General features: G+C 43.6%; 1 protein-coding gene. It reads left to right on the top strand.

Annotated features, from left to right (window positions below; translation table 11 throughout):
- Positions 1-548: S16 family serine protease (locus R7Q11_RS28615; RefSeq protein WP_318094486.1), on the top strand; the 548-nt coding region annotated here is incomplete at both ends.

Below are 548 nucleotides of genomic sequence, written 5' to 3'. Positions count from 1 at the left end.
ATGGTGACATTTCCGATGTTGAGCGCAAAGCTGAACTTGGAGGAAATCTTCATGCGAAAGGCATGATGATCATGCAAGCGTTTCTAAGCTCTGCTTTGAATTTGGATGAGCCACTGCCATACTCTGCGTCTATTGTTTTCGAGCAGTCCTATAGTGAAGTGGATGGTGATAGTGCTTCATTGGCAGAGTTATGCTGTTTGGTAAGTGCACTGTCTGAATCCCCGGTTAATCAACAAATCGCGGTGACTGGCGCGGTGGACCAATTTGGCCGAGTACAAGCGGTAGGCGGCTTAAATGAGAAGATCGAAGGTTTTTATCAAGTTTGTAAACACCAAGGCTTCACTGGTCATCAAGGCGTTATTATGCCTAAATCGAACTTGAAGCACCTTGCTTTACATAAAGATGTCATAGAAAGCATTAAGAATGGTGAGTTCCATATTTGGTCGGTTTCTACCGTTGATGAAGCAATACCAATTCTAATGGGCAAATCATTCAGAGGCGAAGATGATAGCGTCATCGGCAAGATCGCCGAACGTATTGAAAATTTT

This window comes from Vibrio sp. 970, assembly GCF_033339075.1.
This window is presented reverse-complemented; position numbering and strand designations above follow the sequence as displayed.